At 70.3% G+C, this 26,526-nt stretch carries 28 protein-coding genes; 20 read left to right on the forward strand and 8 right to left on the reverse strand.

What is annotated here, in order from left to right:
- Positions 1 to 14: 14 nt before the first annotated feature.
- Genes H4Q84_RS19655 through H4Q84_RS19680 form a run of 6 tightly spaced genes read left to right on the forward strand, consistent with a single transcriptional unit; the run spans position 15 to position 3,830 of the window.
- Positions 15 to 407 carry a TetR-like C-terminal domain-containing protein gene (locus H4Q84_RS19655; protein ID WP_282580360.1) on the forward strand — a complete coding sequence of 131 codons (393 nt, stop codon included), beginning with the start codon at positions 15 to 17 and terminating at the stop codon, positions 405 to 407.
- Positions 408 to 450: 43 nt separating this feature from the next.
- Entirely contained in the window at positions 451 to 1,539 is a 1,089-nt protein-coding gene (gene dapE / locus H4Q84_RS19660) for a succinyl-diaminopimelate desuccinylase (RefSeq protein WP_248580764.1), read from the forward strand.
- A complete protein-coding gene (locus H4Q84_RS19665) occupies positions 1,539 to 2,297 on the forward strand; it encodes a TIGR00730 family Rossman fold protein (protein ID WP_248580765.1) in 759 nt (252 codons plus the stop codon). Before dapE ends, H4Q84_RS19665 begins: the two co-directional genes overlap by 1 nt.
- Positions 2,298 to 2,300: 3 nt before the next feature.
- Positions 2,301 to 2,627: a DivIVA domain-containing protein gene (locus H4Q84_RS19670; RefSeq protein WP_248580766.1), complete on the forward strand. Its 327-nt coding sequence runs from the start codon at positions 2,301 to 2,303 to the stop codon at positions 2,625 to 2,627.
- 14 nt (positions 2,628 to 2,641) lie between these two features.
- Positions 2,642 to 3,067, forward strand: coding sequence for a hypothetical protein (locus H4Q84_RS19675; RefSeq protein WP_248580767.1), 426 nt, complete (start codon positions 2,642 to 2,644; stop codon positions 3,065 to 3,067).
- 4 nt (positions 3,068 to 3,071) lie between these two features.
- The gene (locus H4Q84_RS19680) at positions 3,072 to 3,830 is read left to right on the forward strand and encodes a M14 family zinc carboxypeptidase (protein ID WP_248580768.1); all 759 of its coding nucleotides are present in this window, start codon (positions 3,072 to 3,074) and stop codon (positions 3,828 to 3,830) included.
- On the opposite strand, the gene H4Q84_RS19685 is transcribed toward H4Q84_RS19680, so the two are convergent.
- Complete coding sequence (locus H4Q84_RS19685; RefSeq protein ID WP_248580769.1) at positions 3,827 to 4,621, reverse strand: enoyl-CoA hydratase-related protein; 795 nt, start codon at positions 4,619 to 4,621, stop codon at positions 3,827 to 3,829. The two genes, H4Q84_RS19680 and H4Q84_RS19685, sit on opposite strands and share 4 nt — an antisense overlap.
- A gap of 56 nt (positions 4,622 to 4,677) precedes the next feature.
- A complete protein-coding gene (locus H4Q84_RS19690; RefSeq protein WP_248580770.1) occupies positions 4,678 to 5,463 on the reverse strand; it encodes a PaaX family transcriptional regulator C-terminal domain-containing protein in 786 nt (261 codons plus the stop codon).
- 165 nt (positions 5,464 to 5,628) lie between these two features.
- On the opposite strand from H4Q84_RS19690, the gene H4Q84_RS19695 reads away from it, so the two are divergent.
- The 3 genes from H4Q84_RS19695 to H4Q84_RS19705 all read left to right on the forward strand — a co-directional run bounded on the left by H4Q84_RS19695 (position 5,629) and on the right by H4Q84_RS19705 (position 7,666).
- On the forward strand, positions 5,629 to 5,796 hold the full coding sequence (locus tag H4Q84_RS19695; RefSeq protein WP_248580771.1) for a DUF3117 domain-containing protein: 168 nt from the start codon (positions 5,629 to 5,631) through the stop codon (positions 5,794 to 5,796).
- Between the two features lie 107 nt (positions 5,797 to 5,903).
- Positions 5,904 to 7,325 (forward strand): leucyl aminopeptidase family protein, encoded by a 1,422-nt coding sequence (locus H4Q84_RS19700; protein ID WP_248583690.1) that lies wholly within the window; start codon positions 5,904 to 5,906, stop codon positions 7,323 to 7,325.
- A complete protein-coding gene (locus H4Q84_RS19705; protein ID WP_248580772.1) occupies positions 7,322 to 7,666 on the forward strand; it encodes a hypothetical protein in 345 nt (114 codons plus the stop codon). The genes H4Q84_RS19700 and H4Q84_RS19705 overlap by 4 nt, the downstream gene beginning before the upstream one ends.
- Positions 7,667 to 7,669: 3 nt before the next feature.
- Here H4Q84_RS19705 and H4Q84_RS19710 read toward each other — a convergent pair whose 3' ends face one another.
- The gene (locus H4Q84_RS19710; protein WP_248580773.1) at positions 7,670 to 8,335 is read right to left on the reverse strand and encodes an O-methyltransferase; all 666 of its coding nucleotides are present in this window, start codon (positions 8,333 to 8,335) and stop codon (positions 7,670 to 7,672) included.
- 230 nt (positions 8,336 to 8,565) lie between these two features.
- On the opposite strand from H4Q84_RS19710, the gene sigE reads away from it, so the two are divergent.
- The 3 genes from sigE to H4Q84_RS19725 are packed head-to-tail and all read left to right on the forward strand — an operon-like array spanning position 8,566 to position 11,197.
- Entirely contained in the window at positions 8,566 to 9,180 is a 615-nt protein-coding gene (gene sigE / locus H4Q84_RS19715; protein ID WP_248580774.1) for an RNA polymerase sigma factor SigE, read from the forward strand.
- 11 nt (positions 9,181 to 9,191) lie between these two features.
- Positions 9,192 to 9,728 carry a hypothetical protein gene (locus H4Q84_RS19720; protein ID WP_248580775.1) on the forward strand — a complete coding sequence of 179 codons (537 nt, stop codon included), beginning with the start codon at positions 9,192 to 9,194 and terminating at the stop codon, positions 9,726 to 9,728.
- Positions 9,725 to 11,197 (forward strand): trypsin-like peptidase domain-containing protein, encoded by a 1,473-nt coding sequence (locus tag H4Q84_RS19725; RefSeq protein WP_248580776.1) that lies wholly within the window; start codon positions 9,725 to 9,727, stop codon positions 11,195 to 11,197. Before H4Q84_RS19720 ends, H4Q84_RS19725 begins: the two co-directional genes overlap by 4 nt.
- A gap of 7 nt (positions 11,198 to 11,204) precedes the next feature.
- On the opposite strand, the gene H4Q84_RS19730 is transcribed toward H4Q84_RS19725, so the two are convergent.
- Positions 11,205 to 11,453, reverse strand: coding sequence for a helix-turn-helix domain-containing protein (locus H4Q84_RS19730; RefSeq protein WP_248580777.1), 249 nt, complete (start codon positions 11,451 to 11,453; stop codon positions 11,205 to 11,207).
- A gap of 125 nt (positions 11,454 to 11,578) precedes the next feature.
- Between H4Q84_RS19730 and H4Q84_RS19735 the strand changes: the two genes are divergently transcribed.
- Together H4Q84_RS19735 and H4Q84_RS19740 are read left to right on the forward strand one after the other, a co-directional pair.
- Positions 11,579 to 12,223 (forward strand): hypothetical protein, encoded by a 645-nt coding sequence (locus H4Q84_RS19735; protein WP_248580778.1) that lies wholly within the window; start codon positions 11,579 to 11,581, stop codon positions 12,221 to 12,223.
- A 2-nt stretch (positions 12,224 to 12,225) separates the two neighbouring features.
- Complete coding sequence (locus tag H4Q84_RS19740) at positions 12,226 to 13,485, forward strand: hypothetical protein (protein WP_248580779.1); 1,260 nt, start codon at positions 12,226 to 12,228, stop codon at positions 13,483 to 13,485.
- On the opposite strand, the gene H4Q84_RS19745 is transcribed toward H4Q84_RS19740, so the two are convergent.
- Both H4Q84_RS19745 and H4Q84_RS19750 read right to left on the reverse strand, forming a co-directional pair.
- Entirely contained in the window at positions 13,448 to 14,788 is a 1,341-nt protein-coding gene (locus H4Q84_RS19745) for a hypothetical protein (protein WP_248580780.1), read from the reverse strand. The genes H4Q84_RS19740 and H4Q84_RS19745 overlap by 38 nt on opposite strands.
- A 1-nt stretch (position 14,789) precedes the next feature.
- On the reverse strand, positions 14,790 to 15,155 hold the full coding sequence (locus tag H4Q84_RS19750) for a hypothetical protein (RefSeq protein WP_248580781.1): 366 nt from the start codon (positions 15,153 to 15,155) through the stop codon (positions 14,790 to 14,792).
- 134 nt (positions 15,156 to 15,289) lie between these two features.
- Here H4Q84_RS19750 and H4Q84_RS19755 point away from each other — a divergent pair, with 134 nt between their 5' ends.
- The 3 genes from H4Q84_RS19755 to pruA are packed head-to-tail and all read left to right on the forward strand — an operon-like array spanning position 15,290 to position 18,774.
- A complete protein-coding gene (locus H4Q84_RS19755; RefSeq protein WP_248580782.1) occupies positions 15,290 to 16,741 on the forward strand; it encodes a wax ester/triacylglycerol synthase family O-acyltransferase in 1,452 nt (483 codons plus the stop codon).
- On the forward strand, positions 16,738 to 17,097 hold the full coding sequence (locus H4Q84_RS19760; protein ID WP_248580783.1) for a hypothetical protein: 360 nt from the start codon (positions 16,738 to 16,740) through the stop codon (positions 17,095 to 17,097). The genes H4Q84_RS19755 and H4Q84_RS19760 overlap by 4 nt, the downstream gene beginning before the upstream one ends.
- Positions 17,098 to 17,145: 48 nt before the next feature.
- Entirely contained in the window at positions 17,146 to 18,774 is a 1,629-nt protein-coding gene (gene pruA, locus H4Q84_RS19765; RefSeq protein ID WP_248580784.1) for an L-glutamate gamma-semialdehyde dehydrogenase, read from the forward strand.
- 63 nt (positions 18,775 to 18,837) lie between these two features.
- Here the strand turns inward: pruA and H4Q84_RS19770 are convergent, their stop codons facing one another.
- The gene (locus H4Q84_RS19770) at positions 18,838 to 19,911 is read right to left on the reverse strand and encodes an alkene reductase (RefSeq protein WP_248580785.1); all 1,074 of its coding nucleotides are present in this window, start codon (positions 19,909 to 19,911) and stop codon (positions 18,838 to 18,840) included.
- Positions 19,912 to 20,000: 89 nt separating this feature from the next.
- Between H4Q84_RS19770 and H4Q84_RS19775 the strand changes: the two genes are divergently transcribed.
- Positions 20,001 to 20,153 carry a hypothetical protein gene (locus H4Q84_RS19775; protein ID WP_248580786.1) on the forward strand — a complete coding sequence of 51 codons (153 nt, stop codon included), beginning with the start codon at positions 20,001 to 20,003 and terminating at the stop codon, positions 20,151 to 20,153.
- Here H4Q84_RS19775 and H4Q84_RS19780 read toward each other — a convergent pair.
- On the reverse strand, positions 20,141 to 20,620 hold the full coding sequence (locus tag H4Q84_RS19780) for a DUF2505 domain-containing protein (protein WP_248580787.1): 480 nt from the start codon (positions 20,618 to 20,620) through the stop codon (positions 20,141 to 20,143). The two genes, H4Q84_RS19775 and H4Q84_RS19780, sit on opposite strands and share 13 nt — an antisense overlap.
- A 76-nt stretch (positions 20,621 to 20,696) precedes the next feature.
- Here H4Q84_RS19780 and H4Q84_RS19785 point away from each other — a divergent pair, with 76 nt between their 5' ends.
- Complete coding sequence (locus H4Q84_RS19785; protein ID WP_248580788.1) at positions 20,697 to 25,577, forward strand: NAD-glutamate dehydrogenase; 4,881 nt, start codon at positions 20,697 to 20,699, stop codon at positions 25,575 to 25,577.
- A 24-nt stretch (positions 25,578 to 25,601) separates the two neighbouring features.
- Entirely contained in the window at positions 25,602 to 26,501 is a 900-nt protein-coding gene (locus H4Q84_RS19790; protein WP_248580789.1) for an ABC transporter ATP-binding protein, read from the forward strand.
- The last annotated feature ends 25 nt before the right edge of the window (positions 26,502 to 26,526 follow it).

Genomic DNA, 26,526 nt, shown 5'->3' on the forward strand with positions numbered 1-26,526 from the left:
GACGCTGGGTCGACATCTGCCACGCGGTCCGCGAGTGGGCGCTGACGCAGCCGCACAGGTTCGCCCTGATCTACGGTTCGGCCATCCCGGGCTACCAGGCACCACCCGACACCATCGGGGCGGCCGGTCGCGTGGTCCGGGCCTTCTGTATGCCGGTGGTCGAGGCGAGGCCCGCACCGGACGCCGTGCACGTCGGGCGGGTCCTGGCGCGCCAGCTGGTGTCCACCCGCGGCGCTCTGGAGCTGGACGTGTTGCCGGAGGTGATGCTCCTGCTCCTGGGCGCGTTCGCTCGCGTCATCGGTCTGCTCACGCTCGAGCTCAACGGGCATTTCGTGGGGGGCTTCGAGCCCGCCGATTCGCTCTTTGATGCCCTGGTCGCGCGCGAGGCCGACGCGCTCGGTGCGTGACTCGCCGGGTCGCCCACGGTGGGGCGGCTGGTTGGATGGGGCCATGTCGCCCCTGGACCTGACCGCAGATGCGGTGACCCTGACCGAGCAGCTCGTCAACATCGAGTCGGTCAGCCGCGACGAGCAGACCATCGCCGACGCCGTCGAGGAGGCACTCCGCACCCTCGGCCACCTCAAGGTGTCCCGGCACGGCAACACCGTGGTCGCGCGCACCGACCTGGGTCACGCCGAGCGTGTCGTGATCGCCGGGCACCTCGACACGGTGCCCCTCAACGACAACCTGCCCGCGCGCCGCGAGAGCACGCCCGACGGCGAGATCCTGCACGGGCTCGGCACCTGCGACATGAAGGGCGGCGACGCCGTCATGCTGCGCATCGCCGCGACGGTGCCGGCGCCCAACCGCGACGTCACGTTCATCCTCTACGAGGCCGAGGAGATCGACACCGAGTTCAACGGGCTCTACCTGCTCAGCCAGAGCAACCCCGAGCTGATGACGGCCGACTTCGCGATCCTGATGGAGCCCAGCAACGCCATCGTCGAGGCAGGCTGCCAGGGCACGATGCGCGTCGACGTGAAGACGTACGGCGAACGTGCGCACTCGGCGCGCAGCTGGCGCGGGGTCAACGCGATCCATGGCGCCGGCGACGTGCTCGCGCGGCTCAATGCCTACGAGGCGCGCACGCCGGTGATCGACGGGCTGGAGTACCACGAAGGCCTCAACGCGGTGTTCATCCGTGGGGGAGTGGCCGGCAACGTGCTGCCCGACGAGTGCGTGGTCGAGGTCAACTTCCGCTTCGCTCCCGACCGTTCGGGCGACGACGCGACGGCTTTCGTGCGCGAGTTCTTCGACGGGTACGACGTCGAGATCACCGACATCGCACCGGGGGCGCTGCCCGGGCTCGACGTACCCGCCGCCAAGGCGTTCATCGAGGCCGTCGGCGGCGAGGTCAATCCGAAGTTCGGGTGGACCGACGTGGCCCGCTTCAGCAGTCTGGGGGTGCCTGCGGTCAACTTCGGACCGGGCGACCCGGCGTTCGCGCACAAGCAGGACGAGCACGTGCCCACTGCGCATATCGTGCGCTGCGAGGAGCAGCTGCGGGCCTGGCTCACCGACGACACGGGGGACAACTGATGGCAATCGACAAGCACAGAGGCCCCGTGGTGATGCGCCGCGGCCAGGTCGACACCGGCACCACCGACCAGCGGCTGCTCGACTCGCGCGGGGCCAGCGACTGGGTGCACACCGACCCGTGGCGCGTGCTGCGCATCCAGGCCGAGTTCGTGGAGGGCTTCGGTGCGCTGGCCGAGCTCGGGCCCGCGATCGGGGTCTTCGGCTCGGCGCGCACGAAGCCCGAGCATGCCGACTACGCCGTCGCCGAGGAGATCGGCCGCAAACTGGCCGAGGCCGGGTTCGCGGTCATCACCGGTGGCGGTCCCGGCACCATGGAGGCGGCCAACAAGGGCGCCAGCGAGTCCGGCGGCGTGAGCGTCGGTCTCGGCATCGAGCTGCCCTTCGAGGCCGGGCTCAACCAGTGGGTCGACAAGGGCATCAACTTCCGCTACTTCTTCGCCCGCAAGACGATGTTCGTGAAGTACGCGCAGGGCTTCGTCGTACTCCCCGGCGGGCTGGGCACCTTCGACGAGCTCTTCGAGGCGCTGACGCTCGTGCAGACCCAGAAGGTCACGTCGTTCCCGGTGGTGCTGCTGGGTGTCGACTACTGGTCAGGGCTTTTTGCCTGGCTGCGCGACACCGTGCTGGCCGAGGGCAAGATCAACGACGCCGACCTCGACATGATCACCCTCACCGACGACGTCGACCTGGCGGTCGAGCTGATGGTGCGCGCCCGCCAGGGCGCCCACCCGACCCCGCACGCCGAGCGATCGGAGTAGCCCGTGACCTGGCTGTTCGCGATCCTGATCGTGCTGGCGATGGGCGGCGTCGCCGTCGCGGCTGCCGGTCGCATCGGCACGATGCCCGAGGCGTACGACGACCGCCCCGACGCGCGCGTACCCGCCGGTGAGCTCGCGGGCGACGACCTCCGCCGGGTGCGCTTCTCTCTTGGCGTACGCGGCTATCGGATGTCTGAGGTCGACACCCTGCTGTCGCGGCTGGCCGAGCAGCTCGACGCGGCGCGGGCCGAAACCGATGACGTCCAGGACGAGTCGCGTGAGGACACGGTGGCAGACAGCGACGAACGTGGCGGTGCCGCGTCCGACTGAGGCACACTGCCCCCGTGTCCACCGAAGTCATCATCTACATCCTGACCGCCCTGGCCGGCGTTGTCGTCGTGCTCACCCGGCTGCGGCTGAGCCGTGACGAGGGCGGCGCGGGGCAGTACCGCGTCAGCAACCCGGTCCTCAACGTGCACACGGTCGCGGGCGTGCTGGCTCTGGTCCTGTGGGTGCTCTTCTTGGCCTTCCCCGAGGACTCCGTGCCGGGTGACCCGGTCGTGGGTATCGTCGCGCTGGCGCTGTGGTGGGTCGTCGCGGTCGCCGGGCTTCTCGTGCTGCTGCGCTGGTTGCCGTCGCGCGGGAGGCACTCTGTCGAGGCCTCCGAAGACACGTGGAGCGAAGGGCCCGGACTCTCCGTGCTCGCCCACGTCGGCATGGTCGTCGGGGTGCTCGTGTTCACCTGGGGCTACCTCACCTCGGCGGTCTGATCCCGTGCGCCGCCTGCTGGCCGTCCTGTGCGGCCTGGTCGTCACGCTCACCGTCGTGCCCGCGGCGCACGCATCTGAGGCCGATGGCAAGCCGGCAGTGATCGAGCGCCGCGTCATCGGTCATTCGGTGCAGGGCCGCCCGATCGTGGCCTGGCACCTGGGCGAGCCCGGCAAGCCCCGCATCGTGCTCATCTCGAGCATGCACGGCACCGAGCACGCGACGACGCAGATCCTCACGACACTGCGTGACGGCCGCCGCTACGTCCGGGGCATCGACCTGTGGGTGGTGCCGACGTACAACCCCGACGGGGTCGCCCGGGGCACCCGCCGCAACGCGCACGGCATCGACCTCAACCGCAACTACCCCTACCGCTGGGCGGATCTCGAGGGCAACTACGAGTCGGGTCCGCGGCCGGGCTCCGAGCCCGAGACACGGGCGATGATGGCGTTCCTGACCGAGATCGCGCCGCGCCGGGTGATCAGCTTCCACCAGCCGCTCAACGGGGTGGACACCGACACCAAGGACGCCGGCTTCGCGCGTCGCCTCGCCCGCAAGCTGAAGCTGCCGTCGACGCGGCTCAACTGCGGCGGCCTGTGCCACGGCACCATGACCATGTGGTTCAACGCGACGTTCGGTGGCTCTGCCCTGACCGTCGAGTACGCCGCCCGCCCCGGCCGCCACCGGCTGCGCGTCGACGCGCCGCGTCAGGTGCTCGACGTACTCGATGCGCGGCGGAGCAAGCGCCCGCCTGCCGGGCTCTAGCGGCCCTCGAACACCGGCTTCTGCTTCACCACGAACGACTCGACCGCGGCTGAGTGGTCGTGCGTCGCGCCGGTGCGCGTCATCATCTTGCCCTCGAAGGCGAGCGACTCGGTGAAGGAGTGCTCGGCGGAGTAGGCGACCGACGAGCGGATCGACGCGTAGGCGACGGTAGGACCTGCGGCGAGTCGACCGGCCAGCTCGGTTGTCGTGGCGGCCAGGTCGGCTGCAGGTACGACGCGGCTGGCCAGCCCGATGCGCCGGGCCTCCTCGGCGTCGACCGTCGAGGGGAAGTAGAGGAGCTCGAGCGCCTTCTCGCGGCCCACGAGGCGGGGGAGCGTCCAGCTCGACCCCGTGTCGCACGACAGCGCGACCCCGGCGAACGCGAAGTTGAACCCGGCGGTGTCGGCCAGGATGCGCAGGTCGCAGGCCAGCGCCAGGCTCGCGCCGGCGCCTGCCGCGACGCCGTTGACGGCAGCGATCACCGGCTTCTGCATCGTCGCGAGCGCGGTGACGATCGGGTTGTAGTGCTCGTCGACCGTCGAGAACAGCACGTCGCTCGACCGGCTCTGCAGGATCGTGATGTGCTCCTTGAGGTCTTGGCCCACGCAGAACGCGCGACCGGTGCCGGTGAGCACCACGCAGCGCACCGCGTCGTCGTTGGCGACCGCGTGTACGGCGTCACGAAGCGCCACCTTGGTCGCGATGTCGAGGCTGTTCATCGCGTCGGGCCGGTTGAGGGTGATGGTGGCGACGCCGTCAGTGACGTCGACGAGCACGGGGTCAGCGGTCATGTCCGCCAGTCTGCCGCACTCGGTCAGCCGGGGATCCCCACAGCCCGCGCCGTCGCTCAGTGGCCGGACAGCGTGCGAGCGACGAACCGCTCTGAGCCGGCATGCAGGCGGTTGGCGGCCTCGGTGAAGAACGCCGAGGCGGCTCGGCCCGGCCAGTCGGGGGGGAGCAGCTCGTCGGGCAGGTCCGGATCCTCGAACAGGAACTTGCGCCACTCGTGCACGAGGTGGAAGCGCGCCGCGAACGCCGCCTCGTCGGGGTCGTCGTGGCCCGCCAGGTGCCGTTCGATCTCGGCTGCCGCACTCGCGTGCCACGTGGAGTACGCCGTGGCGAGATGCCCGAGGTCCCACGCTGCTGCGGGTCCGTGGGCCGGGGAGAAGTCGCGGGCCTCGGCGGTAATCGCCCGGGCACCCGCTCGGTCGAGTGCGGCGTGGAGCTCGCGACGTACGAACGGACTGACCCAGACCAGGTCGGCCATCTCGGCATAGCCGAGGAACGAGAGCTCGCGCTGCACCCGGGTCCTGGCCGACCTGTTGATCGGGGTGCTGACGAAGACGAGCTGCCAGGTGTGGTCCCACGCGCGGGAGGAAGGGCGGTAGATGCGCTCGCGCGCTGCGTCGAGGCGCCGGATGGCCTGCCCCGTGGCGGCGTAGCCACGCGCACCCGAGACCGTCACCGGCTCCAGCCAGCCCTGGCTGACCATCCGGGAGATCGCCGTACGCACCGCGGGCGCGGCGATGCCGGTGGGCGCCAGCAGCCGCACCAGCCCTGCGACCGAAGAGCGATTGTCGCGCTGGGACAGCACGTCGCCGTAGACGTCGAAGAGCGCTGACCTGGCGTGCATGCGAGGAGTCTGCCAGCCCGTCGCGGATACCTGTGGTCCCGGTCACTTCCTGGATGAGGAATAATGACGGCGACACGTCGTCGGAGTGGAGCCCTTCCACTCCGACGTGCCATTCGGCAGTAGCACGACTGCAGCCTGGGCTGCGACGAAGGAAGAGGTGCGCAGATGGCGGCCATGAAGCCGAGGACGGGCGACGGACCGCTGGAGGTCACCAAAGAGGGGCGCGGCATCGTGATGCGCGTTCCGCTCGAAGGTGGTGGCCGCCTCGTGGTCGAGCTCAATGCCGAAGAGGCCGGGGCGCTCGCTGACGCACTCAGGGCCGTCGTCGGCTGATCGTGACATCGACCCCCACACTGCCGCCCCAGGTTTCGCCGCCTGAGTTCGCCATCAGCCCGCTGGCTCCGCACGAGATCGGCGGAGTCGAGGTCTGGGCGTTCCCGGTGCTGCCGGGTGACAACGACACCGTCCTGCTCGGGCCGGGTGCCGACGAGGCCGCGGAGACGCTCGGCATCGACCTGCTGGCGGCGCTCGACGGGGCCCGTGCCACCGGCAGGACCGGTGAGGTCACGTCGGTCCCCGTCGTCGCCGACGACGTACGCCTGGTGCTGCTCGTGGGTGTGGGTGCGCAGACGCGGGACGACTTCCGGCGGGCCGGTGCCACGCTCGCGCGTGCCACCAAGGACCGAGCCAGTGTGGCCACCACCATCGCCACGATCGCGCCCGAGGGCGGGCTCGAGGCGTTCGTGGTCGGGGCCATGCTGGGTTCCTTCGGGTTCCACTGGCGCTCGCAGGGCCCCAAGGAGGCACCGGTGGCGCGCATCGCGCTCGCCGGCCACGACGACGCCGCCGTCGGCCCGGGCCTCGAGCGCGCGATCGCCATCGGCGGCGCCGGCTGGCGCGCGCGGATGCTCGCGACCGTGCCCGCCAACCTCAAGAACCCGCCCTGGCTCGCCGAACAGGCTGTCGAGATCGCCCGGGTGGCGGGTCTCGAGGTCGAGGTCTGGGACGAGAAGCGGCTGGCCACCGACGGCTTCGGCGGCATCCTCGGCGTCGGTCAGGCGTCGGCCACCCCGCCGCGGCTGATCCGGCTCGACTACACGCCGGCCAAGGGCGGCCGCAAGGCCCGCCACGTCGTGCTGGTCGGCAAGGGCATCACGTTCGACACCGGTGGCCTCGACATCAAGCCCGCCGAGGGCATGGTCGCGATGAAGCGCGACATGACCGGTGGTGCCGTCGTGCTGGCCACGATGGCTGCACTGGCCGCTGTCGGTTGCCCGCTGCGCGTCACCGGGCTGATCGCCGCCGCAGAGAACGCCGTCTCCGGCAACGCCATGCGCCCCGGCGACGTCATCAGGCACTACGGCGGTCGCACCAGCGAGGTCACGAACACCGACGCCGAGGGCCGTCTGGTCATGGCCGACGCACTCGCGTACGCCGTCGACAAGCTCGACCCCGACGTACTCGTCGACATCGCCACCCTGACCGGTGCGATGAAGGTCGCGCTGGGCCAGGGCACCGGCGGCTTCTTCGCCAGCGACGAGGCACTCGCCGGGTCCATCGACGCGGCCGGCAATGACTCGGGTGAGCGCTTGTGGCGCTTCCCGCTGGCCGCCGACTACGAGGAACTGCTCAGTTCCAAGGTCGCCGACGCCGACAACGCGCCCGGCGGCCCGGGTGCCATTACTGCGGCACTCTTCCTCCAGCACTTCACCGGCGGACTGCCGTGGGCGCACCTCGACGTGGCCTCCGTGGGCGACGCCCCGGCCGAGAAGTACGAGTGGACCGCCGGGCCGACCGGGTTCGGCGCCCGCGTCCTGCTCACCTGGCTCGGTCAGGACGACCCGCTGGCCGGGATCAAGTGAAGGGTCTGACCGTCCGCTGGTCGCTCGCCGATGCGTCCGCGGGTGTCGAGGCCGAGCTCGCGTCGTACGTCGCGGAGACCTCGCACGCCAGATTCACCGGCATGACCGGGCTGCACCACAAGACCTGGCGCGTGCGGCCGGGGGATTGGTTCGAGGGCTGCTACGTCTTCGTGTCGGACCAGGCGCGCGCGACGTTCCAGGAGACCTTCACCGCCGGGGCCGCCGACGCGCCGGGTTCGAAGATCGTCGGCGCGGCACCCGTGCTCATCGAGGCGTGCGACATCGTCGCCGTCGCCGAGGGCTCGGACGGCTTCAGCGCCCAGGCGTCCTTCGGCGCCTGAGGCTCACGCCTCGTCGCCCGCCCACTCCTTCTTCGCCAGCAGGAGACCGTCGCCGACGGGCAGCAGCACCGGCACGAGCGACTCGTGCTCGGCGATCTCCTTGCCGAGGTCGCGGATGGTGACCGTCTCCTCGTCGCGCTGGGCCGGGTCGGCGACCCGGTCGTGCCACAGCGCGTTGTCGAAGGCCACCACGCCACCGGGACGCAGCAACCGCAGTGCCTCCTTGAGGTAGGCGGAGTACTCGCGCTTGTCGCCGTCGCAGAAGACCAGGTCGTAGTGACCGTCGGTCAGGCGCGGCAGCACGTCGAGGGCGGCGCCTGAGATGGTGCGGGCGCGCTGGGCCGGGATGCCGGCCTCGGCGAAGGTCTCCTTGGCGAGCCGCTGGTGCTCGGCCTCGATGTCGACCGTGGTCAGCACCCCGTCGGGCCGCATGCCGCGCAGCAACCACAGGCCGGAGACGCCGGTGCCGGTGCCGATCTCGACCACGGCACGCGCCTCGAGCACGGCAGCCAGGAAACGCAGCGCGGCCCCACCGCCGGCGCCGATCGGCGAGACGCCGACCTCGTCGGCCCGGGCGCGGGCAGCCGCCAGGACGTCGTCCTCGGCCACGAAGCTCTCGGCGTAGGACCAGCTCGCGGGCTTGATCGGCGTGGTGATGATGGCCTCCATGGTCGGGCGGGTCGCGCGGGCGTCAACAGCCCCACGACCCTATCGCGAACCGGAGCCGTCGGAACCTCCCGGGAACAGTGCGGGCGCCCGGCTCGTTGTGCCCCACAGAGAGGAATCTCCGGTGAATCCCTGCGACTTCACAGGTTCCTCTCAGGCCAGTTCCCTAGCGTCAGGTTGTCATCTTGTTCGGTTCATCGCCCCGGAAGCCCCGCGGCACCCAGGAGGCTCCCATGGCTGCCGACGTACCCCCTCCGGTTGACGGCTCCGGCCCCGCAGAGGTGCCGACCTGGGACGAGATCGTCGAGCGGCACTCCGACCGCGTGTTCCGGCTGGCCTACCGGCTGACCGGCAACCGCCACGACGCCGAAGACCTCACGCAGGAAGTGTTCGTGCGGGTCTTCCGCTCCCTCGACACCTACACACCCGGCACGTTCGAGGGCTGGCTGCACCGGATCACGACCAACCTCTTCCTCGACTCGGCCCGTCGCAAGCAGCGCATCCGCTTCGACGCCCTCTCCGACGAGCGGGCCAGCCGCCTCACCAGCGGAGAGGCGACGCCCGACATCGTCTACGCCGACACGACCTTCGACGACGACATCGAGCGCGCGCTCTCGACGCTGCCTCCCGACTTCCGCGCCGCCGTCGTGCTCTGTGACGTCGAGGGACTCACCTACGAAGAGATCGCGCACATCATGGACGCCAAGCTCGGCACCGTGCGCTCGCGCATCCACCGGGGACGCGCCATGCTGCGCAACGCCCTGGCCCACCGCGCCCCGGTCGACGGCCGCCAGCGGTACGCCGGCCCGGCCACCGGACCGATCCAGGTCATCGGGCGCACCTCATGATGGTTCCGGTCATGGGTCACCTGGGCACGCGAGTCAGCGCGCTCCTCGACGGGCGGATGCCCGCGGCCGAGGAGGACCGCTGGTGGCAGCACGTGCACCAGTGTCACCCGTGCCGCGACCTCGTCGAGCGCGAAGGCATGGTCAAGACGCGACTGGCCGGGCTCTCGCTCGGTGACGCCGCGGCTCCCGACCGGCTCAAGGACTCTCTGCTGATGGCGCGCCCGCTGGCCGCCCCGCGTCAGCCCGAGTACCTCGTTCCGGCCAGCCCGCGTCGTACCTCCGGGCACGGCTTCGGTGGCAGCAGCTTCGTCGGAGGTGTGGTCGGCGGCGTCATCGGCAGTGGTGCTGTCGGCGTGGCTGTTGTCGGCGTACTCGCGCTCGGTGCCGGCCCCGCCAACGCCCCCCAGATGGAGCGCCGGGCGCCCGTAACGAGCCTCACCCGGCCCACGTCCACGGCCACTCCGGGCATGGGCGCCACGGCCGACCACAAGCATCGATCCACCCGAACCGTGCGACCTGGGGCCATCCGCGAGAAGATGGGTCCGTGAACGACAACGACTCGGGCCATCCTGACGACGATCTCGACTCCGGGCGCGCGCACGATGTCGAGCCTCCTGCTGACACCGAGCCCACCCAGCCGCTGCACCACGGCCGGCTCGGCGAGCAGCCCTCGGGCTGGGTGACCCCTTCCCAGCCGTACGACGAGCCGGTTGCCGCTCACCCCACCGACCAGGACGACGTCGACACCGGCATGGTCGGCCCGGTGCCCGGCTTCGGCCCGGCGACCCCCGCCGGCCCGTCGCCGATCCCGCCCCAGCAGACGCCGTACTGGGGCCCGCCCGCCGGCCAGTACGCGGGCCCGCAGGGTGCCTACGCCACCACCCCGATGCAAGCGACCGACCGGGCCGAACGCGAGCCTCGTGGCCGCGTGCCCGGCTGGCTGTGGCCCGCCGTTGCAGGTCTCGCGCTCGTGATCGGTCTCGGCGGCGGTGCCCTCGGCGCCGTGGCGATCGACCGACTCGGCGACGACAACAACATCAGCGGTGGCCTCGACTCCGTCGACACCCGCACCGACACGCCGCTCGACCCGATCGACGGTTCGGTGGCCGCGGTCGCGCAGGAACTGCTGCCCAGCACCGTCCAGATCATCGCCGAGTTCGAGGGTAAGGAAGCCGGCGCGACCGGGTCCGGGTTCGTGCTCGACCGGCAGGGTCACGTCATCACCAACAACCACGTCGTCGCCAGCGCCGCATCGGACGACGGCCCGATCGAGGTCGTCGACTCCGACGGCAACTCCTATCCGGCCACCGTGGTGGGGCGCAGCGCGGTCTACGACCTGGCGGTGCTGCTCGTGAAGGACGCAGCCAACATGCAGCCCGCGGCCCTGGGTGCCTCCCGCGACCTCCACGTCGGCGACCCGGTGGTGGCGTTCGGCTCGCCGCTGGGGCTGAGCCAGACGGTCACGGCGGGCATCGTGTCGGCGCTCAACCGCCCGGTGACCACGGGGGAGTCGGGTGACGAGTCGTCTTACATCAATGCGGTGCAGACCGACGCAGCGATCAATCCCGGCAACTCCGGTGGTCCGCTGGTCAACCTCGGCGGACAGGTCGTCGGCGTCAACTCCGCCATCGCCACCACCGGTGGCGGGTTGTCGGGCGAGTCCGGCAACATCGGCGTCGGTTTCGCGATCCCGATCGAGCAGGTGCGGGTCACCGCCGACCAGATCCTCGAGACGGGCGAGGCGCGCTACCCGGTGATCGGCGCGCAGGTGCAGACCGGTGGCCAGACCACCGACGGCGCCCGCATCGACAAGGTCAACGACGGCACTCCGGCGCAGGACGCCGGGCTGCTCGAGGACGACCTGATCGTGGCTGTCGACGGCCAGCGGGTGACCGACGGCATCTCGCTCATCGTCTCGATCCGTACGCACCAGCCCGGGGAGACGCTGGAGTTCACGATCGTGCGCAACGGCGAGGAGCGCGACGTGAAGGTCACCCTCGACTCAGAAGTCGGCTGAGAAGGAGCTACTCCTCGACAGCGCGCCCCGCGTCGGCCTCGACGAACGGGTGCTGGTCGACGAAGTCGCGCGTCTGGGCATACATCTGCTCGATGAACGTCTCCAGCTGTGCCGACTCGACGCGCCACTGGCCCCGGCCACCGATCTTGATGGCCGAGAGCTCGCCGCGGCGGACGAGCGCGTAGACCTGTGCGCTCGAGGTGTTGAGCACATCGGCGACGTCGGCGAGCGTCAGGAAGCGGGGGGTGCCGGCCATGCCCCCATCGTGCCACTCCGGGGGCCGTGAATCGCTGTTCGTCCCACCTCCTGTGGACAACGGTCCTGCCGGAGCCTGTGGACAACCCTCTGCGCGGGTCGCCGTCGACGTTGCATGATGTGCGGGTGACTCTCGGGAAGAACGACGCACCGTCCGCTGTCCGGGCCCAGCCACCTGGCTGGCGCGACCCCCGCCTGTGGATCGGCGTTGCCATCGTGGCCGCCTCCGTGGTGGCCGGCGCCCGCATCATCGGCGGCTCCGACGACTCGATCGCGGTGTGGGGGGTCGCCGGCGACCTGGCTCCCGGAGTGGCGGTCGACGCGGGCGACCTCGAACAGGCCCGGGTGCGCTTCGCAGACCCCGCCGACGCCGAGCGCTATCTCCGCGTCGCCGACGAGCTGCCCGCCGACCTCGTCCTGACCCGAGGCGTGGGCGACGGCGAGCTGCTGCCCCGCGCCGCCCTCGGCACCGCTGACGACGCCGGCACGGTCGCTCTCTCGGTCTCGGTGCCCGGCTCCCAGGTGCCGACGTCGGTCGGCCCCGGCTCGCGCGTCGACGTCTGGATCGTCCCCGACTCCGGCGACGACAAGGCCACCGCGACGCTGGCCGTCGAGGACGTCGCCGTCATCGACAGCCCCGTCGGCTCCTCCGACTTCGGCTCTTCGTCGACCGACCGGCAGCTCGTGCTCGGCATCCCCGACGACACCGATCTCTCCGACCTGATCCTGGCCAGCGGCGCCGGCCGGGTGATGCTGGTCGGCCGGGGCTGACGATGATCTGTGTCCTGCTGCTCGCGTCGGGCGCGGCCTGGGAGTCTGCGGCGCTCGAGTCGCTCTCCGACGCCTACGATGTCGTCGTACTCAAGAGGTGCGTCGACGTCGACGACCTGCTCGCCTCGGCCGGCAACGGCCAGGCCCATGTCGTTGTCCTCTCGCTCGACGCGCCAGGCCTCGATGCCTCGGCCATCTCACACCTGCGACGCCATGCCGTGCGCCCGGTCGCGGTCGTCCCTGACCCCGAGCACGACGAGACCGTCGCGCGGGCGGCCCGACTCGACATCGCGACGCTGGTGCCGGTCTCGGGCCTCGGCTCGCTGGCCGAGTCGGTGTCGAGCGTGGAGGACCTGGCCGACACTCGCATCCGCGACGAGCTCGCCGCGGAGCCGCCGGTGCCTGCCGAGCCTGGCACCCACCGCGTCGTCGCGGTGTGGGGACCGGCCGGCGCTCCCGGCCGCACCACCATCGCCACCGCCATTGCGGCAGAGCTGTCGCGTCGGCATGCGGCGACGCTGCTCGTCGATGCCGACCCCTGGGCCGGCGCCGTGGCCCAGCACCTCGGCATCCTCGACGAGGTCTCGGGCGTGCTGTCGGCGGCTCGGCTGGCGGGCAGCGGTCAGCTCCGTGAGCGGTTCACGAGCGTACGACGCGCGGTCGACGAGCACCTCAGCGTGCTGACCGGCCTGCCGCGTGCCGACCGCTGGGTCGAGGTCCGCGCCGGAGCGGTCACCGACATCCTCGAGCTCGGCCGCGAGCAGTCGCACGTCGTGGTCGACACGGGGTTCAGCGTCGAGCAAGACCGCGGGTCCGACTTCGGCACCGCTCCGGCCCGCAACACGATGACCCTGGAGTCGATCGAGGCCGCCGACGAGATCCTGGTCGTCGGGTCCGCCGACCCGGTCGGGCTCTCGCGGCTGGCCCGCGGGCTGGTCGACCTGCGCGACCTCACCGGCGGGCTGTCGGTGCGCGTGGCGGTCAACCGGATGCGCCCGAGCCTGGGCTGGTCGGAGAAGGACATCGCCGGCATGGTCGAGGGCTTCGCTCGCATCTCGGGGCTGCACTTCCTGCCCGACGACCGGCCCGGCGTCGACCGGGCCCTGGTCGGCGGGCGCAGCCTGGCCGAGACGGCCGACAGCGCGCTGACCCGCGCGGTGAGTGGTCTGGTGGACGCGATGTTCCCGGCCACGATGGCGGCCGCGGCAGACCGTCGTACGGGGTTCAGGCGGCGAACAGCAGGTAGAGCCCGCCGACGGTGAAGCCGACCATGGTGAACAGCAGCGGCAGTTGACCGGTGAGCTGGTGCCGCGGCGGCAGCAGCTTGACGGCCCGGTCGTGGGCCGCGATGACGCCAAGCACGTGGCCGATCACGACCCCGACGACCTTGCTGTTGGCAAGGAACGTCGGGTGGAACGACAGCCAGAAGTTGACCGACCAGTTGCCGGTGCCCAACAGGTTGTCGCCCCGCGACAACGGGTCGCTCATCTGGATGAGCGTGATCTGGCCCTGCTCCACGAAGTAGGTCAGGTAGTGGGCGAAGAAGTAGCCCACGATGATCGGCACGATCGAGTGCGCGAAGAGGGCTGGCAGCTCGCTGCGCCGCGCGTCCTTGCTGACGCCGGTGGCCATGGTGCCGATCGCGAAGACCGCTCCGACGGCGAGACAGAACGCCAGCAGGGCAAGGTTGTTGAGCAACGACGTGCTGATCGAGCTGGACTGGACGAACCGCACCCACCGGCTGGAGTCCTTGAACGAGTCGAAGGCGGTCGACCCGAACAATACGGCCATCACCCCGACCAGGCCGGGTGCGGCCACGACGGTGTCGAGGTTGGCGAGCGGCATGCGTACGACGAGCAGTCCGGGGCCCCGGCCGCCCGGGGTGCGGCGACGGCCCCAGACCGACAGCTTCGAGACGAGCGTCGAGAACACCTCGAACGGGTCGCCGTACGCGTAGAAGCGATTGCCGAACAGGGCGCCGCCGATGAGCATCGCGGCGACGTAGGCGGCAAACCACAGCCGCACCGGGCCGAGCTCGGTGGAGTAGGGGTAGACCAGCTCGAGCCAGACGAACGCGAAGAGGCTGACCGCTGCGGGCCAGTAGCCGACGCGACGTGGGTAGTCGTACATACCCGACTCGGCGTCGCTGCCGGCCAGTCTGGCGAAGCCGGCGTTGATGGTGCGGACCGGGCTGATCGTCTTCCAGACCGGGCCAAGCAGCAGGGAAGCCGGGATCAGGCCGACCCAGAGCAGCACGTAGAACATGCCGAAGAACGGGTTGGTGAGTAGGTCCTTGCCGACCACGGCGACCAGCAGCGTGTAGACGAACAGCAGCATGCCGAAGGTGCGGGTGGCGAGGCCGAACCACGGTGCGTCGACGAGCGCCTGCAGGCGCGGAGCGGGGCGGCCGGAAGTGGCCGCGTCGAAGCGGGGCGTGCGCCAGGCAAGGGCGAGGACCGTGAACGAGATGGTGAGCGCCGCGACGGCGCCCGCGATCGCCAGCTCGGGCGAGATCGGCAGGTCCTTGGCCCCGCCGATGCCGTGCGCGAGAGTGCTGCGGTCCACCTCAGCGGACTTCGAGCTGGAGGATGGTCTTCTCCAGCGTGTGCGACTCGACCTCGACGACGCCCGGCGCGTCGATCGTCAGCTCGAGCTCGGTCTCGCCCTCGTCGTACTCGAACTCCTGCTCGGGGTTCGAGTGGACGTGGATCTCGCCGGGGGCGTCGGCGGTGACGTTGAGGGTCAGCGGCACGTCCTTCTTGATCTGGATGCGCTCGCCGTTGGGCTCGACCGTGTCGCCGGAGAAGGTGATGTCGACCGACGAGACGACGTCGCCGGACGGCTCGTCTGCGGGCTTTGAGTCGTCGGAACAGCCGGTCAGGGTGGCAGCCGCCAGGCACAGGCCCAGCAGTCCCATCGTGGTGCGCCACATCTTCGTACAACTCCTCGTGCTCCGGTGGTCCCACCAACCGTGGGCTCGCGCGCTTCACTGCGTGCGTCTGCCAGAATCCCACGAGGCGGCAAACGGAGCCGACACCGGTCACACCTGGCGGACAGGGGGCACGCATGAGCGAGCGGCTGCGTCCGCGCGACCTGGCCTTCCTGGCCACGGAGTCGCCCACGACGCCGATGCACAACGCCACCCTCGAGATATTCGACCCGGGCGAGAGCGCGTTCGACTACCAGCGGCTGGTCGAGCTCATCGGCGACCGGATCGCGTTCGTGCCGCGCTACCGGCAGCGGCTTCAGGCGGTGCCCGGCCGGCTGGCCAACCCGGTCTGGGTCGACGACCCGGACTTCGACCTCGCCTACCACGTACGCCGCTCGGCCCTGCCGCGTCCGGGCAGTCTCGACCAGCTGCGTGAGCTGACGGCGCGGATCATCTCGCGCCCGCTCGACCGGCACCGGCCGCTGTGGGAGGTCTACTTCGTCGAGGGGCTCGCCGGCGGACGGGTCGCGGTGCTCTCGAAGTCCCACCAGATCCTTGTCGACGGCGTGCGAACCGTCGACCTCGGACAGGTGCTGCTCGATGACTCTCCCGAGCCGAAGACGCTGGGCCACGACGAGTGGCGGGCCCGCTCGCGGCCCACCCCCGCTTCGCTGGTGACCGACGCGCTGGCCGAGTCGGTGCAGGACCCGTTCACCGTGCTCAACACCGTGCGCAGCAACATCGGCACCGCCCTGCGCACCGCGGAGCAGACGCTCAACCGCGTCGGGACCGTCGCCGGCGCCCTGTCCAACCGGAGGCCGGTGCCGGAGTCGCCGGTCAACGGCGTCCTGTCGCAGCAGCGCCGGTTCGTCACGGTCGAGACCGACCTCAAGGACTACCAGCGCATCCGGCGCGTGCACGGGGGCACCGTCAACGACGTCATCCTGGCCACCGTCACCGGCGCGCTGCGAGGCTGGCTGATGGCCCGCACCGAGTCGCTGGGCGGCATGAAGAAGCTCAAGGCGATGGTGCCGATGTCAGTGATCGACGACGAGCTCGAGGCCACCTCGCTCGGCACCCAGATCGCCGGCCACGAGGTGAACCTGCCGATCGGTGAGCCCAGCGCCGTCGTCCGCCTGCACCAGGTCAGCTACGGCTTCCACGGACACGGCAAGTCAGGCCGTGCCGTCGGCGCGCAGCGGCTGGCCGGCATCGCCGGCTTCGCGCCCACGACGTTCCACGCACTCGGCTCCCGGGTCGCCGCGCAGGAGCTGCGCCGGGGCTTCCACCTCTCGGTCACCAATGTGCCCGGCCCTCAGTTCCCTCTGTACGCCGCGGGCGCACGGATGCTCGAGAGCTACCCCGTCCACCCGCTCCTCCCGGGTCACGCGCTGGCGATCGGCGTGACGTCGTACGACGGGCGGGTGTTCTGGGGCATCACCGCCGACCGCGACCTGCTGCCCGACGCCGACGTGCTCGGGCAGTGCGTCCTCGAGGCGCTCGACGAGCTGGTCGACTCCGCGAGCCCCGCCCGGCAGCGCGCCCCGCGAGGTCGCAAGAAGGCATCGACGTCGAAGGGCAAGAAGTGAGCACCCGCAGCTACCTCGCCGCCACCCTCGACCTGCTCGGCGCCTGGCACACCGCGGGCGCCGTACCGGCCTCGGCCGAGCGGGTGGTTCCGGATGGCGACGACGAACAGTCCGAGTACGACGCTCTGATGACCGCCGCCGACCTCTCCGCCGCCCTGCTCGACGGCCCGGGTCGCCGTTGCGTGCTTGTGGCCCAGACGAGTGACCAGACGAGTGACCAGACGAGTGACGACGGCGACGGTGAGATCGCGTGGCGCGACGTGGTCGCCGTACACGTCGACACCGATGACGACGCAGACCCCGACGACGACCTGGCGTGGTTCGCCGCGCAGGAGATCCCGCACCTGCTGCGGTAGCCCCCGCCGAGTCGGCACAAGGGCCCGCCGGTCGCTACCCTCGCTGGCATGGACGCAGTGACTACCCCGCCGGCTCCCATCAACGAGCCGAACCTCACCTATGCACCGGGCAGCCCCGAACGGGACGCCCTGGTGGTGGAGCTCGAGAAGCTGGAGCGCAAGCAGCACACGCTGCGCGCCCACATCAACGGCCGCAAGCGCAACGGCGGCGGTGCCGAGATCAAGGTCGTGCAGCCGCACGACCACCAGCACGTGCTCGGCACGATGAAGAACTCCACGACCAAGGACGCCGAGGCCGCCGTGAAGGCCGCCAAGGATGCCGCGCTGCCGTGGCAGCGGATGCCGTTCGACGACAAGTGCGCGATCCTGCTCAAGGCCGCCGACCTGCTGGCCGGTCCGTGGCGCCAGCGCATCAACGCCGCGACCATGCTCGGGCAGTCGAAGACGGCCTACCAGGCCGAGATCGACGCCGCATGCGAGCTGATCGACTTCTGGCGCTTCAACGTGCACTACGCCAAGCAGATCCACCACGACCAGCCGATCGCCAACAGCCCCGGCATCTGGAACCGCACCGACCACCGCCCGCTCGAGGGCTTCGTCTACGCGATCACGCCGTTCAACTTCACCGCGATCGCCGGCAACCTGCCGACCGCTCCGGCACTGATGGGCAACACCGTCATCTGGAAGCCGTCGCCGACCCAGCAGCTCGCTGCCAGCCTCACGATGGAGCTCCTCGAGGAGGCCGGCATGCCGCCCGGCGTCATCAACATGCTCCCCGGCGACGGACTCGACGTCTCGAAGGTTGCCCTGACGCACCGCGACCTGGCGGGCGTGCACTTCACGGGATCGACGCCGACCTTCCACCACCTCTGGAAGACGATCGGCGCCAACATCGACCAGTACCGCACCTACCCGCGCATCGTCGGCGAGACCGGTGGCAAGGACTTCATCGTCGCCCACCCCAGCGCCGACCCCGACGTCGTACGCGTCGCGATGATCCGTGGCGCCTTCGAGTTCCAGGGCCAGAAGTGCTCGGCCGCTTCTCGTGCGTACGTCGCGAAGTCGGTGTGGGACAAGCTCGAGGACCAGTTCCTGGCCGACGTCGAGAACCTCACCATGGGTGACGTCACCGACCTGTCGAACTTCATGGGCGCCGTGATCGACGACCGCGCGTTCGCCAAGCACAAGAAGGCGCTCGCCCGGGTGGCCCGCAACAAGCACCTCTCCGTGGTGGCCGGCGGCCAGACCGACGACTCGGTGGGCTACTTCGTCCGGCCGACCGTGGTCGTCTCGACCGACCCGACCGACCAGGTGTTCTCCGACGAGTACTTCGGCCCGATCCTGGCCGTGCACGTCTACGACGACAGCAAGTTCGAGCAGGTCGTGGCGCAGATGGAGAGCTTCGCGCCGTACGCCCTGACCGGCGCGATCATCGCCCAGGACCGTGCGGCGATCGCCTGGGCCGGTCGTGAGCTGCGCTTCGCCGCCGGCAACTTCTACATCAACGACAAGCCGACCGGTGCCGTCGTCGGGCAGCAGCCCTTCGGCGGCGGTCGTGCGTCCGGCACCAATGACAAGGCCGGCGCCGCGATCAACCTGCTGCGCTGGACCAGCCCGCGGTCGATCAAGGAGACGTTCGTCCCGCCGAAGGACTACCGCTACCCGCACATGGGCTGAGCCGCCGTACTCATGCAAGAGACCCCGCCCGGGAAGTCCGGGCGGGGTCTTCCTGCGTGTGCGTCAGCGGGTGAGGAACGGGTAGTCCGTGTAGCCCTCGGCGCCGCCGCCGTAGAACGTGTCGGGGTTCGGCTCGTTCAGCTCGGCGCCGGTCGCCCAGCGCTCCGGCAGGTCCGGGTTGGCGATGAACAGGCGGCCGATGGCGACCGCGTCGGCCAGGTCCTTGTCGAGGATCTCCTGGGCGGACTCGCGGGTCGTCACGTCGCCAAAGCCGTCGTTGGCGATCAGCACGCCGCCGAAGGCCGCGCGCAGGTCCTGCACCAGGTCGAGCTTCGGGTCGGCCAGCACGCTGAGGTAGGCCGGCCCGAGGGGAGCGATGGCCTCGATGAGCGCCGTGTACGTCGCCTCGACGTCGGCCGGGTCCTCCTCGGTGGCGCCCTGGATGTTGTGGGCTGGGGAGATCCGGATGCCGACCTTGTCAGCGCCGATGGCCGCCACGACTGCCTGCGTGACCTCGATGCCGAAGCGGGCCCGGTTGGCCGGAGAGCCGCCGTACTCGTCGGTGCGCTCGTTGGAGCCCGGGGCGAGGAACTGGTGGATGAGGTAGCCGTTGGCGGCGTGGACCTCGACTCCGTCCAGGCCGGCCTCGATCGCGTTTCGGGCAGCCGTGACGTACTCCTGCACAGCAGCGGGGATCTCGTCGGTCTCGAGGGCGCGCGGCACCGGGAACGGCTTGGGGCCGCCGGCGGTGAACATCTGGTCTGGTGCCGCGATCGCGCTCGGGGCGATGATCTCCTGGCCGCCGGTGTTGTCGGGGTGAGAGATGCGGCCTGCGTGCATCAGTTGGGCGACGATGCGTCCGCCCTCGGCGTGTACGGCGTCGGCGACGCGACGCCAGCCGGCGATCTGCTCGGCGGAGTGGAAGCCGGGCGTGTCGAGGTAGCCCTGCCCACGCGCGCTGGGCTGGCTGCCCTCGGTGATGATCAGCCCGGCGGAGGCGCGCTGCGAGTAGTACTCGACGGCGAGGTCGCCCGGCACCCCGTCGGAGTCGGCTCGGTTGCGGGTCAGGGGCGCCATCACCAGGCGGTTGGGCAGCTCCCAGGACTTGACGGTCAGGGCCTCGAACAGATCAGGCATGCGTGTCTCCTCTGGTGGAATTGGTTGAACACTCCATCAACCAGGGGAGGTGTGCCGGTCATTCCGAACGCGCGCGAGAATGGAGGGCGATGAACATCACGCCGCTCCACCTGGGGGCCCTGCATCCCTTTGAGCAGGTGCTCACGCTGCTGCTCGCGTTCGGGCCGTTCCTGCTGCTCGGGATCGTGGTGTGGCTGCGCCGCCGCCAGGACGCCGCCCCCGCCGCGGATCAGGACAGGTAGTCGCGGCCGACCTTGTTCTCCGACTTGAGTGCCTTGAGCAGCATGTCCGCCACGACGCCCTCGATCTTGCCGCCGACCAGCGGGATGCCGACCCTGATCGTCAGGTCGACGGTCTCGGTGGTGACGCCGCCCGACTCCACGAGCGTGATGGTGCCGGCCATCTCGCCCGGCTTGCCCGGGATAGCGACGGTGAGGACGGCGTGCTCGGCGGCCGACCACTCCTCGTCCTGCACGATCGAGATCTCGTCGCCGACGAACTTGGCCGCGAACGACGGGAGACCCCTGGCCGCCTGCACCTGGTCGATCCGCACGTGCTTGCCCTCGCCGGAGGCCTCGATCGTCACGTCGTGGCGTAGCACGCCCTGGGCGTCGCACACCCGCTCACGAAACGCCGGGTCGGCGAGCATTGCGGCGACATCGGCCAGCGGCGCGTCGTACGTCAGATCATGGGTCAGTCGTTTGCTCATGGCCGACATCATGGCGCATACCGATTGACAGCCACCCGTGTTGTGTGGCTGTCGTCACGAGTCCTAGGGTCGGCTTGTGCCCACCACGATCGAGGATGACAAGGCCGAACTGATCGCCAGGGCGACGGACGTCGCCCACAAGAGCTCGGGCACCGGTGGCCCACCGCACGAGGTCGTGGGATCGCTGTTGCGGGCCTACTACCGCCACGTCGCTCCGGAGGACGTCTCCGAGCGCAGCGGGACCGACCTGTACGGCGCCCTGGCGAGCCACTACAAGCTCGCCGAGAGCCGGCCGCAGGGCCGCGCGGTCGTCCGGGTCAGCACGCCCGGCCTCTCCGACACCGGCTGGTCGGCCGGCGGTCGTTCGGTCGTCGAGATCGTCACCGATGACATGCCGTTCCTCGTCGACTCCGTGACGATGGAGCTCGGCCGCCTGCAGCGCAACGTGCACGCCGTGATCCACCCCCAGTTACAGGTGCTGCGCGACATCACCGGCACCCTCGAGAGCGTGCGCGCCGTCGAGGAGGGCGAGGTCGCCCCCGACGACCAGGCGCTGGCCGAGTCGTGGATGCACGTCGAGATCGACCGGATCGCCGGCGACGAGGGCGCCGCCGAGATCGAGCAGTCGCTGCGCAAGGTCCTCCAGGACGTCCGCGAGTCGGTCGAGGACTGGGAGAGGATGCAGGCCCAGATCAAGGCGATCGGCGACGAGCTCGTCGAGTCCCCGCCGCCGCTGTCGGCCGAGGAGCTGCGCCAGGGACGCGACCTGCTGAAGTGGCTGTCTGCCGACCACTTCACCTTCCTCGGCTACCGCGAGTACAAGCTCGAGGACGACGGCGACGACGTGCTGCTGCGCGCCGTACCCGGCACCGGCCTCGGGATCCTGCGCGCCGACCAGGACATGTCGACGTCGTTCGGCAAGCTCCCCACGCTGGTCAAGGCGAAGGCACGCGAGAAGACGCTGCTCGTGCTCGCCAAGGCCAACTCGCGGGCGACCGTGCACCGGCCGGCCTACCTCGACTACGTCGGCATCAAGAAGTTCGACGCCAACGGTGAGGTCGTGGGGGAGCGCCGCTTCCTCGGGCTGTTCTCCAGCGGCGCCTACACCGAGTCGCTGACGCATATCCCGCTGCTCCGTGAGAAGGCCGCCGAGGTGCAGCGCATTGCGGGCTTCGACCAGCGCAGCCACGCCGGCAAGGCCCTGATGGACACCCTCGAGAACTACCCGCGCGACGAGCTCTTCCACACTCCCGTCGAGGAGCTCGCGCCGATCGCCGAGAACGTCATGTACGCCGGCGAGCGGCGTCAGCTGCGGGCGTTCGTCCGTCGCGACACCTACGGCCGCTACGTCTCGGTGCTCGTCTACCTACCCCGCGACCGCTACAACACCGGCGTCCGCGAGCGCTTCGCGCAGATCCTCAAGGACCGTCTCGGCGGCGACTCCGTGGAGTTCACCGCACGTGTCAACGAGTCGTCGACGGCGCGCGTGCACTTCGTCGTACACCCGCCCAAGGGTGGCCACATCGGCGACATCGACACCTCCGACATCGAGCGCCGGCTGGCCGCCGCCTCGCGCTCGTGGCGCGACGACTTCATCGCCGCCGTCATCGGAGAGTACGGCGACGAGCGGGGCTCGCGGCTCGGCCGCTCCTACCTGGAGTCGTTCCCCGAGGCCTACAAGGAGGACTTCAGCCCGGCCACCGCCTCCACGGACCTCGGCCGGCTGGAAGCCATCACGGGCGGCGTGGGGCTCGACCTCGCGCTCTACGCCCATGTCGACGCGGGCCGCGGCGAGGCCCGGCTCAAGGTCTTCCGCATCGGACCGCCGCTGTCGCTGTCGCAGGTGCTGCCGATGCTGTCGTCGATGGGTGTCGAGGTGGTCGACGAGCGGCCCTACGAGCTCAGTGCCCTGCCCCGCCAGACCTACATCTACGAGTTCGGGCTTCGCTACGGCCGTGAGCTGCCCGAGCCCGCCCGCAGGCTGTTCGTCGACGCGCTGCGTGCCGTCTGGGACGGCTACAACGAGATCGACGGCTTCAACTCACTGGTGCTCGGGGCCGGGCTGACGTGGCGCCAGGCCACGGTGCTGCGCGCCTATGCGAAGTACATGAGGCAGGGCAACTCGCCTTTCGCCCTCGACTACATCGAGGGCGCGCTGCGCGGCAACGTCGACATCACCCGGCTGCTCGTCCAGCTCTTCGAGTCCCGCTTCGACCCCGGCAAGGACCACCTGCCGGCCGACGCGGAGGCCCGGGTCGCCCTCGTCGAAGCGGTGCAGGACAAGCTGGCCAGGGCTCTCGACGACGTCGTCAGCCTCGACCACGACCGCATCCTGCGCTCCTACCTGACCCACATCAACGCGACGCTGCGCACCAACTACTTCCAGCCCGCCACCGGTGGCGGCGTGCACGACTACATGTCGTTCAAGATGGAGCCGTCGGCCATCCCCGACCTGCCCGCGCCGCGGCCGAAGTACGAGATCTTCGTCTACAGCCCGCGGGTCGAGGGCGTGCACCTGCGCTTCGGCGCGGTGGCGCGTGGTGGCCTGCGCTGGTCCGACCGACGCGACGACTTCCGCACCGAGGTGCTCGGCCTGGTGAAGGCGCAGATGGTGAAGAACACCGTGATCGTGCCGGTCGGCGCGAAGGGCGGATTCTTCGCCAAGCAGCTGCCCGACTCCTCCGACCGCGACGCGTGGCTCGCCGAGGGCGTGGCCTGCTACAAGACGTTCATCTGCGGGCTGCTCGACGTCACCGACAACCTCGTCGACGGCGTGACGGTGCCGGCGCCCGGCGTCGTACGCCATGACGGTGACGACTCCTACCTCGTCGTCGCCGCCGACAAGGGCACCGCGACGTTCTCCGACATCGCCAACGGCGTGGCCAACGACTACGGCTTCTGGCTGGGGGACGCGTTCGCCTCCGGTGGCTCGGTCGGTTACGACCACAAGGTCATGGGCATCACCGCGCGCGGCGCGTGGGTCTCGGTGCAGCGGCACTTCCGCGAGCGCGGCATCGACTGCCAGACCGAGGACTTCACCGCCGTCGGCATCGGCGACATGTCGGGCGACGTGTTCGGCAACGGCATGCTCTGCTCCGAGCACACCCGGCTCGTGGCCGCCTTCGACCACCGCGACATCTTCCTCGACCCAGAGCCTGACGCCGCCTCGTCGTACGCCGAGCGCAAGCGTCTCTTCGACCTGCCCCGCTCGAGCTGGCAGGACTACGACAAGAGCCTGATCTCCTCGGGCGGCGGCATCTTCAGCCGCAACCTGAAGTCGATCCCGCTCAACGACACCGTGCGCACCGCCCTCGGCATCTCCGGCGACGTGCCGAGCATGACGCCCGCCGAGCTGATGAAGGCGATCCTGCTGGCGCCGGTCGACCTGCTCTGGAACGGCGGCATCGGCACCTACGTCAAGGCGTCCGACGAGACGCATGCCGACGCCGGAGACAAGGCCAACGACGCGATCCGCGTCGACGGTGGGCAGCTGCGCGCCCAGTGCGTCGGCGAGGGTGGCAACCTGGGCTTCACCCAGCTCGGCCGCATCGAGTACGCCCGGTCGTCCCGGCGCGGTGAGGGTGGCCGGATGAACACCGACTTCATCGACAACTCCGCCGGCGTCGACACCTCCGACCACGAGGTGAACATCAAGATCCTGCTCGACAAGGTCGTGGCCGACGGCGACCTGACCGGCAAGCAGCGCAACACGTTGCTCGCCGAGATGACCGACGAGGTCGCCGAGCTGGTGCTGCGCGACAACTACGAGCAGAACCTCGCGCTGGCCAACGCCGCCGCCAACGCGCCCGGGCTGCTGCACGTGCACGAGGACTGGATGAAGGCGCTCGAGCGCCGCGGCGTGCTCAACCGTGAGCTCGAGGGCCTGCCGACCACCCGGCAGGTACGCCGCCTCCTCGAGCGCGGTGACGCGCTGTCCGTGCCGGAGCTGTCGGTGCTGCTCGCCTGGACCAAGATCGTGCTGGCCGAGGACCTGCTGGCCTCCGACCTGCCCGACGACCCGTTCCTACGCGCCGACCTCTTCGCCTACTTCCCGTCGAAGATGCGGCAGGGCTACCGCACCCAGATGCTCGACCACCCGCTGCGCCGCCAGATCATCGTGACCCAGGTCGTCAACGACCTGGTCAACGGCGCCGGCATGACGTTCTGGCCGCGGCTGGCCGGCGAGACCGGCGCCAGCGCGGCCGACCTGACCCGGGCCAACTTCGTGGCCCGCGAGATCTTCGGGTCGCTACAGCTGCGTGACGACCTGAAGTCCTACGACAACGTGCTGCCCGCGACGTTGCAGACACGGATGCGCATCGAGATGCGCACCCTGGTCGAGCGCGCCTCGCGGTGGCTGGTCAACAACCGGCGTCCTCCGCTCGACAGTGAGTCGACCGTCACGGCCTTCGAGGTGAAGGTGCAGAAGGTGATGGCCGAGCTGCCCGACCTGATGAGCGGACGCGAACTCGGTGCGTTCGTCGAGCGTCGCGACTCGCTGGTGGCCGAAGGGGTGCCCGAGGAGCTCGCCACCCGGGTGGCCGTGCTGCCGCCGTCGTACGCACTGCTCAACGTCGTCGAGACCGCAGAGCGCGAGGGTGTCGACCCGGCCGAGGTGGCGCGCGTGCACTTCGCGCTCGGCGAGCGACTCGGCCTGCCGGCGCTCGTGGGCCGCATCATCAACCTCCCGCGTGATGACCGCTGGGCCACGATGGCGCGGGCCGCACTGCGCGACGACCTGTATGCCGTGCATGCACAGCTGACCGCGCAGGTGCTCGAGGCGACGACCGACGCGGAGTCCGCGCCGGCACGGGTTGCCTCGTGGGAGGACGCCGATCCCGACCAGGTGGGGCGGTCCGCCGCGACGCTCGAGGAGATCTGCTCCGACGACAATCCCGACCTCGCGCGCATGTCCGTGGGCCTGCGTGTCGTCCGCGCCCTGCTTGCCACCGGGTGACGCCAAAGCGCTAGCCTCGAACGCATGGGAGCCATCGAGGTCATTGACCTCGCCAAGGCCTACGGGGAGCTAAGAGCGGTTGACGGGGTGAGTTTCGAGGTCGCCGAAGGAGAGTTCTTCGGTATCCTCGGACCCAACGGTGCGGGCAAGACCACCACCCTGGAGATGATCGAGGGCCTCCGGAAGCCGGACGCGGGGACCGTCACCGTGCTGGGGGAGAAGCCCTGGCCACGCAACCCGCGACTGCTGCCGAGGATGGGGGTGCAGCTCCAGGCGTCGTCGTTCTTCGAACGGCTCACGGCCCGCGAGCAGATCCACACCTTCGCCGCGTTGTACGGCGTCCCGCCGGGACGCGGCGACGAGTGGCTCGAACGCGTGGGACTCGAGGACAAGGTCGACTCCCGGGTCGAGGACCTGTCTGGTGGCCAGATGCAGCGGCTGTCGATCGCCTGCGCGCTGGTGCCCGATCCCGACGTGGTGTTCCTCGACGAGCCGACGGCGGCGCTCGACCCGCAGGCCCGGCGCAACCTCTGGGACCTGCTCGCCGGACTCAACGACTCCGGCCGCACCGTCGTCCTCACCACGCACTACATGGACGAGGCCGAGGTGCTGTGTGACCGGGTCGCGATCATGGACCACGGCAAGGTGCTCAAGCTCGACACCCCGCGCCAGCTGATCCGGTCGCTCGACGCGCCGACCCGGATCACCGTGGCCGCCGGCCAGCTCGAGCAGAGGGAGGCCGAGTCGATGCCCGGCATCGAGAAGGCTCACACCGACACCGACGGGCTGGTGCTCACGACACGCGAGCCGGCCGTCGTACTCACGAGGCTGGCGGATGGCGGTCACCTCGACGGGATCGCCGTGGCCTCCGGCACGCTCGAGGACGTCTTCCTCGACGTCACCGGACGGGAGTACCGCGCTTGAGCACCCCACGAAACCGCTTGCTGCA

The organism is Nocardioides sp. InS609-2 (assembly GCF_023208195.1).
GTDB lineage: Bacteria > Actinomycetota > Actinomycetes > Propionibacteriales > Nocardioidaceae > Nocardioides.